The sequence below is a fragment of the Roseateles sp. YR242 genome (assembly GCF_900109745.1).
In the GTDB taxonomy this organism is placed as follows: domain Bacteria; phylum Pseudomonadota; class Gammaproteobacteria; order Burkholderiales; family Burkholderiaceae_C; genus Roseateles.
Genome location: NZ_FOAV01000004.1, coordinates 110,617 through 118,069, shown reverse-complemented (window position 1 = coordinate 118,069; position 7,453 = coordinate 110,617). Strand labels below are relative to the sequence as shown.

Annotated in this window: 5 protein-coding genes; all 5 read right to left on the bottom strand. The window is 67.2% G+C overall.

Going from position 1 to position 7,453, the window contains the following annotated elements; all coding sequences use genetic code 11:
* Positions 1-89 precede the first annotated feature (89 nt).
* The 5 genes from ftsW to BMY53_RS10085 are packed head-to-tail and all read right to left on the bottom strand — an operon-like array spanning position 90 to position 7,450.
* Positions 90-1,376 carry a putative lipid II flippase FtsW gene (gene ftsW / locus BMY53_RS10105; RefSeq protein WP_092946160.1) on the bottom strand — a complete coding sequence of 429 codons (1,287 nt, stop codon included), beginning with the start codon at positions 1,374-1,376 and terminating at the stop codon, positions 90-92.
* A complete protein-coding gene (gene murD, locus BMY53_RS10100; protein ID WP_092946158.1) occupies positions 1,373-3,283 on the bottom strand; it encodes a UDP-N-acetylmuramoyl-L-alanine--D-glutamate ligase in 1,911 nt (636 codons plus the stop codon). The genes ftsW and murD overlap by 4 nt, the downstream gene beginning before the upstream one ends.
* Before the next feature lie 18 nt (positions 3,284-3,301).
* Positions 3,302-4,480, bottom strand: coding sequence for a phospho-N-acetylmuramoyl-pentapeptide-transferase (mraY, locus tag BMY53_RS10095; protein ID WP_092946156.1), 1,179 nt, complete (start codon positions 4,478-4,480; stop codon positions 3,302-3,304).
* Complete coding sequence (gene murF, locus BMY53_RS10090) at positions 4,470-5,942, bottom strand: UDP-N-acetylmuramoyl-tripeptide--D-alanyl-D-alanine ligase (RefSeq protein ID WP_404947866.1); 1,473 nt, start codon at positions 5,940-5,942, stop codon at positions 4,470-4,472. The genes mraY and murF overlap by 11 nt, the downstream gene beginning before the upstream one ends.
* Positions 5,942-7,450 (bottom strand): UDP-N-acetylmuramoyl-L-alanyl-D-glutamate--2,6-diaminopimelate ligase, encoded by a 1,509-nt coding sequence (locus BMY53_RS10085; protein ID WP_092946154.1) that lies wholly within the window; start codon positions 7,448-7,450, stop codon positions 5,942-5,944. Before BMY53_RS10085 ends, murF begins: the two co-directional genes overlap by 1 nt.
* Positions 7,451-7,453 lie beyond the last annotated feature (3 nt).

The window sequence follows — 7,453 nt, the reverse complement described above, 5'->3', positions numbered from 1 at the left end:
CGCTCTTCATGTTGACCCCTCGTTCGCGGCACGCCGCGACCGGTCCCCCGAGGGGACGCGAGCTTGCTTGGGGCGGCCCTGCGCTGCGCTCATGCCCGTCCCCCCCTCATCAACTGCCGGTTCTCAATATCAATACGCAAAACGATCGCCAATGCCACACAGTTCAAAACAGTTGCCGAGCCGCCGTAACTCATCAGCGGCAGGGTCAGGCCCTTGGTGGGCAGCGCGCCCAGGTTGACCCCCATGTTGATGAAGGCCTGGCCGCCCATCCAGATGCCAATGCCCTGGGCATAGAGCCCGGCAAAGACCCGGTCCAGCGCCACCGCCTGGCGGCCAATGTGGAACAGGCGGCGGGAGAGCCAGAAGAAGGCAAAGATCACGATGGCCACGCCGATGAAGCCCAGTTCCTCGCCAATGACGGCCAGCAGGAAGTCGGTATGGGCCTCAGGCAGATAGTGCAGTTTCTCCAGGCTGGAACCCAGCCCCTGACCAAAGAACTCACCACGGCCGAAGGCAATCAGGGAGTGCGTCAGCTGGTAGGCCTTGCCCTGGGCGTACTTTTCGTCCCAGGGGTTGAGGTAAGCAAAGATCCGTTCGCGGCGGAAGTCGCTGAAGGTGATCATCAGCACAAAGGCACCAATGAGCACCGCCACGCTGAGGAAGAACATGCGGCCGTTCACCCCCCCCAGGAACAGGATGCCCATCGCGATCGCGGCAATCACCATGAACGCGCCCATGTCCGGCTCCGCCAGCAGCAGCACGCCCACAAAGGCCAGCGCGCATGCCATCGGCCACACCGCCTGGATGAAGTTCTCCTTCATCTCCATCTTGCGGACCATGTAATTGGCCGCATACATGGCAATGCCCAGCTTGGCCAGCTCGGAGGGCTGGAAGTTCATCACGCCCAGCGGCAGCCAGCGGCGGGCACCGTTCACACCCTTGCCCACGTGAGGGACCAACACAATGACCAGCAGCACCAAAGCCAGCACAAACAGCTTGGGCGCATGGCGCTCCCACACACTCACCGGGATCATCACCGTGATCCAGCCCACCAGCAGGCCCAGCAGAATGAAGAAGCTCTGCCGCACGAAGAAGTGCATGGGCGAATAGTTCGCGAAGCGGGGGCTGTCCGGCAGAGCGATGGAGGCCGAATAGACCATCAGCAGGCCCAGCCCCAGCAGGCAGAGCACCACAAAGACCAGCGTCAGGTCGAAGCCCAGGATTCGGGTGGGCTGGCCGGCAGAGGTGGAGACCCAGTCGCGCACCGGCACGTCCATGCCAGCACCGCCCGCAGCCGCACCGGCGCGCTCGCGCCGGGCCGTCAGGCCGCGCAGGCGGTCGCCCAGTCCGGACAGGGTGCTGACGAGGGCGTTCATCCGATCAAGCCCTCGTCCTGCGCCAGTTCGCGCACGGTGGTGATGAACACCTCGGCGCGGTGGGCATAGTTGCGGAACATATCCAGACTGGCACAGGCCGGGCTCAGCAGCACGCTGTCGCCCGCCTCGGCCTCGGCCAGCGCCCAGTGGGTGGCAGCCTCCAGCGAATCGTGGCGATGCAGCGTCACGCCGGTACCCTGAAGCACGGCTTCGATCTGGGCCGCGTCACGGCCGATCAAGGCCACGGCGCGAGCATGCACGGCGATCGGTGCAGCCAGCGGCGAGAAGTCCTGGCCCTTGCCGTCGCCGCCGAGAATCATCACCAGCTTGGCCGGTGCACGATCAACGCCCAGGCCGAGGATGGCCGCCACGGTGGCCCCCACGTTGGTGCCCTTGCTGTCGTCGTAGAAATCCACGCCCTTGACCGAGGTCACGAACTCGACGCGATGCGGCTCGCCACGATATTCGCGCAGGCCGTGCAGCATTGGCGCCAGCGGGCAGTCGATGGCGGTGGCGAGCGCCAGCGAGGCCAACGCGTTGGCCGCGTTGTGGCGGCCACGTACGCGCAGCGCATCGGCCGGCATCAGGCGCTGCAGCGAGAGTGGATCCGCCTCCTCGCCCTTGCGCCGCTTGATGCCTTCTTCCAGTTCCCGGGCGCGGACCAACCAGGCCATGCCGTTCTCGGTGATCAAGCCGAAATCACCCGGGCGGCGCGGCGCGTCCAGGCCGAAACGCACCACATGGCGCTCCACCAGTTTGCTCGGGCGGCCACGGCCCTGCTTGACCTGCACCGGCGCCGGCACCAGGGCCTCGACCTCTGCATCGTCACGGTTGATGACCATCACCGCGTGTTCACCAAAGACTCGGCCCTTTGCACGTGCATAGGCGGGCATGTCACCGTGCCAGTCCAGATGGTCCTGCGTGATGTTGAGCACGGCAGCCGCAGAAGGCTCGAAGCCCTGCACACCGTCGAGCTGGAAGCTGGAGAGTTCCAGCACCCAGACCTGCGGCAGCACGTCGAAATCCGGCAGGCGCGGCGGCGGCGGGTCGATGGGCAACGGTGGCTCGTCCAGCAGTTCTGCGACGGTGTCGAGGACGTTGCGTTCCGGGGTGGCGGCAGCGGCGCTCACAACCTCGGCGGATTCGCCAGGTCCAGCAGATTCGCCAGGCTCAGTGGATTCGCCAGGCTCGGCGGCCTCAGCAGATTCGACAGGCTCACCGGCCTCACCGGCCTCACCAGTCTCAGCGGCCTCAGTAGATTCAGGCGCGGCATCAGCACCGGCGTCTGCCGCTGCCTCGGTCCGGCCCGCCTCTTCCGCCGCACGCGTCTCCGCGAGGGCGTCTTCCACTGCCGTCTCATCCACCGGCTGCGGCTCACGGTCCAGCGCGTCCGCCAGCGTGCCCAGCAAGGTCGGCCCGATGTTGCCGGCCATTGCCACACGGCGGCCGGCGCGCTCGGCCAGCAAGGCCGTCATGCTCGTCGTGGTGGTCTTGCCATTCGTGCCGGTGATGGCCAGCACGCCGGGCGCATATCGATAGAGCCGCTTCAGTTCTGCCAGCGCCTGCGCAAACAGATCCAGTTCACCCTGCACCCGCAGGCCCAGCGAGGCTGCGGCGGCATACACCGGCTGCAGACGCTCATCCAGCGGCGACAGGCCGGGGCTCTTGAACACCAGCGCCGTCGTGTCCAGCAGCGACGCCAGCTGCTCCCCGCTCAGGCCGCCATGAAGGAAGACCGCCTGCGGCAGCTGTTCACGCAACGTGGCCAGTTGCGGCGGTTGCTCGCGGCTGTCCCAGACCGTCACGCGCGCACCCAGGCGCGCGGCCCAGGCCGCCATGGCCAGGCCGGAGTCGCCCAGGCCCAGCACCAAGGCGGGGCGGTCCTGGAAGAGCGCGGGGAAGTCCATCGTGTTGTCCTGATCCGCTCAGCGCAGCTTGAGGCTGGCCAGACCGACCAGGCACAGCAGCATGGTGACGATCCAGAACCGGACGACCACCTGGGTCTCCTTCCAGCCCGACTTCTCGAAGTGGTGGTGCAAGGGCGCCATCTTGAAGATGCGCCGGCCCTCGCCGTACTTCTTCTTCGTGTACTTGAACCAGCTCACCTGCAGCATCACCGACAGCACCTCGGCGACAAACACGCCACCCATGATGCCCAGCACGATTTCCTGCCGCGTGATCACCGCCAGCGTGCCCAGGCCACCGCCCAGCGCCAGCGCGCCCACGTCACCCATGAAGACCTGTGCCGGATGGGTGTTGAACCAGAGGAAGGCCAGCCCCGCGCCGGCCAGGGCCGCGCAGAAGATCAGCAATTCCCCCGCCCCCGGTATGTAGGGCAGCAGCAGGTAGCGGCTAAACACCGACGAGCCGGTGACATAGGCAAACACACCGAGCGCCGAACCCACCATCACCACCGGCATGATGGCCAGGCCATCCAGCCCATCGGTGAAGTTCACCGCGTTGCTGGTACCCACGATCACCACATAGGACAGCCCGATGAAGCCGAACACCCCCAGCGGGTAGCTGATCGACTTGAAGAACGGCAGGATCAGGTCGGCCTTGGGCGGCAGCTCGGTCGAGAAGCCGCTGGAGACCCAGCGGAAGAACAGCTGCACCACGCCGAAGAAGCTGGTCTCCGACACGCTGAAGGCCAGATAGATGGCGGCGATGAGCCCGATGATGGACTGCCAGAAGAACTTCTCGCGGCTGCGCATGCCCTCAGGGTCCTTGTTGACCACCTTGCGGTAGTCATCCACCCAACCGATGGCGCCAAAACCCATGGTCACCAGCATCACCACCCACACGAAGCGGTTGGACCAGTCGAACCAGAGCAGCGTGGAGACACCGATGCCGATCAGGATCAGCACGCCACCCATGGTGGGCGTACCGCTCTTGGCCAGATGCTGTTGCACGCCGTATTCACGGATGGGCTGGCCGATCTTCAGCTCGGTCAAGCGGCGGATCACCCAGGGCCCGAAGGCCAGGCCGATGAGCAGCGCCGTCAGCGCCGCCATCACCGCCCGGAAGGTGATGTAGTTGAAAACGCGCAGGAAACCCAGTTCGGGGAAATAGGTCTGCAGCCATTGGGCCAGACTAAGCAGCATGGGTTTCTCCTGGGCCGCCGGACTGCAAGGCGGCCACGATCTGTTCCATCTTCATGAAGCGCGAGCCCTTGACCAGGATGTTCTGGACCTGTGGGGCCTCGCCCAGCGCCTGGATCAACTGATCCACGGTGTCGAAGGCACGCGCGCCGGCGCCATACGCCGCAGCGGCATCACGGGCAGCAGCGCCTGCAGTCCACAGCGCGGCCAGCCCTTGGTCAGCGGCATGCGCCCCCACCTCGCGGTGGAAGGCCGGCCCCTGTTCACCCACCTCACCCATGTCGCCCAGCACCAGCCAGGAAGCGCCAGGCAGCTCGGCCAGCACGTCAATCGCGGCGCGAACGCTGTCGGGGTTGGCGTTGTAGCTGTCGTCAATCAGCGTGACCCGACGCCCCTGCCACACCGCCGTCTGCAGCGCAGAACGACCCTTGACCGGCTTGAAGCGCTCCAGGCCCTCGCGGATGGCCACCAGCGGCGCACCCGCTGCGAGCGTGCAGGCCGCAGCGGCCAGCGCATTGCGCAGGTTGTGCTGGCCGGCCATGGCCAGCGCCACCGGGATGGTGCCGGCGGGGGTGAGGATTTCGAGTGCCCAATGTCCAGCATGTCCAGCATGTCCGGCGGGTCCGGCATGGCCAGCCTCGGCCACCGCCGGCACGTCCGCAGGCGCCACCCACTGGGCCCGGCCCATCACATCCGCCTGCCCCTGCAGGGCGAAGGTGAGCGTGCCACGTCCAGCGGCCAGCTCCTGCCACACGGCAGCACAGGGGTCTTCCGCCGGGAACACCGCCACGCCCGCCGCGCCGAGCGCGCGGATCACTTCGCCGTTCTCGCGTGCCACGGCCTCAACGGTATGCATGAATTCCTGGTGCTCACGCTGGGCGTTGTTCACCAACGCCACCGTAGGCTGCGCCATGGCGGCCAGCGGCGCAATCTCGCCGGGATGGTTCATACCCAGTTCCACCACCGCCGCACGATGCCAGGCCGTCGTGTCCTGGCGCAGGCGCAGCAGGGTCAGGGGCACGCCGATCTCATTGTTGAAATTGCCTTCGGTCGCCAGCATGGCCGTGTCACCCAACCAGGCGCGCAGGATGGCGGCAATCATCTGGGTGACGGTGGTCTTGCCGTTGCTGCCGGTGACCGCAATCACCGGCAGGTGCTGGCTGGCGCGCCAGGCCTGAGAGAGCAGGCCCAGGGCGTGCTTGGCGTCTGGCACCAGCAGGCCCGGCAGGCCGGCCTCGGCCAGCCCCCGTTCGGCCACGGCCGCCACCGCACCAGCGGCCTTGGCTTGCGGCAGGAAGTCGTTGGCATCGAAGCGCTCGCCCCGCAGGGCCACAAACAGGTCGCCTTCGCGCAATTGACGCGTATCGGTGCTCACACGGCTGATCTGCGTGCCAGCATCACCCACCAGTTGCACAGCGGGCAGCAAGGGTTGAAGCAGCGCGTAGGCCTGAGCCAGGGTCATCATCACAATCCGGCCCTTTCAATCAGGGCAGCCCGGGAAGCCTGGACGTCGGAGAACGGGCGGCGCTCGCCGTGGATCTCCTGATAGTCCTCATGGCCCTTGCCGGCAATCAGCACCACATCACGGGCGCCGGCCTCGCCCACGGCGGTGGCGATGGCGTCAGCGCGGTCGGCAATGACTTGGCGGGGGGCGCCCGTCGGCAGGCCGGCCTCAATGTCCGCCAGGATGCTGGCAGGCGCCTCGTTGCGCGGGTTGTCGCTGGTCAGCACCACATGGCCCGCCAGACGGGCCGCGATGGCACCCATCAGCGGACGCTTGCCCGGATCGCGATTGCCGCCGCAGCCAAACACGACGCGGAGTTCCCCGCCGCGGGCGGCTGCCAAGGGTTGCAGCGCCAGCAAGGCCTTTTCCAGCGCGTCCGGCGTGTGGGCGTAATCCACCACCAGTTGCGGCAGTTCACGGCCATTGCCCACGCGCTGCATGCGCCCAGGCACCGGGGTCACCAGCGCGGCCACGCGCGCGATGTCTTCCAGGCTGTGGCCGAGTGCCCGCAGGCCGGCAATAACGCCCAGCAGGTTGGAGACGTTGTAGTCACCGATCAACGCGGTCTGCACCGCCACCGATTGGGCGCCTTCACGCAGCGTGAAGGCCAGCCCTTGCGCGTCGTGGCGCAGGTCTTCAGCCCACAGACGTGCATCGCTGCGATGGAGGGCGTAGGTCCAGAGGTCCAGGCCCGCGCCGGTCAGTTCACCAGCCAATTCAGCGCCCTTGGCGTCGTCCAGGTTCAGCACCACTGCCTGCAGGCCGGGCCAGTTGAACAGACGGCGCTTGGCCGCCCAGTAGGCCTCCATGCCGCCGTGATAGTCCAGATGGTCCTGCGTGAAGTTGGTGAACAGGGCTACCTTGATGCGGGTGCCGGTGAGCCGATGTTCCTCGATGCCGATCGACGAAGCCTCGATCGCGCAGGCGCCGAAGCCGTCGTCTGCCATGCGGCGGAAGGCTTCATGCAGGCGCACCGGGTCGGGGGTGGTCAGGCCGGTCGCCTCGATGGACGTCTGGCTGGCTGCGCCGGGCACGGGCGGCTGGCCCACGCCCAGCGTGCCGATCACGCCGCAGCGCGAGCCCAGGAGCGTCAGCGCCTGCGCGATCCACCAGGCGCTGGAGGTCTTGCCGTTGGTGCCGGTGACCGCCAGCACGTCCAGGCGGCTGCTGGGCTCGCCGTAGAAGGCCGAGGCGATCTGGCCGCAACGGGCCTTGAGCTCCGGCAGCGAGGCAATGCGGGCGTCCACGAATCCGTAGTCGGCCACGCCCTGGTCTTCCACCAGACAAGTGGCCGCGCCGGCCGCCAGCGCACCTGCCACGAACTGGCGTGCGTCCTTGGCATAACCGGGCCAGGCAATGAAGGCGTCCCCGGCGCCAACCAGTCGGCTGTCGGTGCGGAGCTGGCCGCTGGGCGTCCATTCCTGTAGCCAGCGGGCGGCTGCTTCGGGGGATTTGAGATGCATCAACATGGG

Coding starts and splice junctions, on each gene's coding strand:
- murF (WP_404947866.1), bottom strand. CDS start 5,942: ATGATGACCCTGGCTCAGGCCTACGCGCTGCTTCAACCCTTGCTGCCC.
- ftsW (WP_092946160.1), bottom strand. CDS start 1,376: ATGAACGCCCTCGTCAGCACCCTGTCCGGACTGGGCGACCGCCTGCGC.
- murD (WP_092946158.1), bottom strand. CDS start 3,283: ATGGACTTCCCCGCGCTCTTCCAGGACCGCCCCGCCTTGGTGCTGGGC.
- mraY (WP_092946156.1), bottom strand. CDS start 4,480: ATGCTGCTTAGTCTGGCCCAATGGCTGCAGACCTATTTCCCCGAACTG.
- BMY53_RS10085 (WP_092946154.1), bottom strand. CDS start 7,450: ATGTTGATGCATCTCAAATCCCCCGAAGCAGCCGCCCGCTGGCTACAG.